The organism is Stenotrophomonas sp. 10L48 (assembly GCF_056395105.1).
Window position 1 is genome coordinate 1 of sequence record NZ_JBFTIX010000035.1, and the last position, 430, is coordinate 430.

Below are 430 nucleotides of genomic sequence, written 5' to 3' on the forward strand. Positions count from 1 at the left end.
CCACAGTACCCCGCCTTCGACAGTTTCCCGCGGCTGTTGGTAACGGCGGTTGTCGGCACGCGGAACTATTGGTAGGTGTCGACCTTGGTCGACACGGAGCGAGCGCAGCAAGCGACCCGCTTTTGATCTTCTTTTTCTTTTTTCCGTGGCTGGACGCGCGCAAGGAACTGTCAAAGGCGGGGTACGAGGGGTTTTGGCAGGGCTTGCAGCCCTGCATCCGCTACAAGCCAGAGTAACAGCGACAGCAACAGCAACAGCGGCATTCCGTGGGATGGCGGGGTACTGTGGGTTTGCGGGGCCGCCGCAAGTACGTCCTTGTAGGCTTGGTCGCCGCATCCATGCGGCTCACACCCCGCAAACCCACAGTACCCCGCCTTCGACAGTTTCCCGCGGCTGTTGGTAACGGCGGTTGTCGGCACGCGGAACTATT

General features: G+C 60.9%; 1 protein-coding gene. It reads left to right on the forward strand.

Annotation, left to right across the window (positions count from 1 at the left end; translation table 11 throughout):
- A partial coding sequence (locus AC1DCU_RS21460) for a hypothetical protein (protein ID WP_478014300.1) occupies positions 1–236 on the forward strand: 236 nt, incomplete at its 5' end.
- Positions 237–430 lie beyond the last annotated feature (194 nt).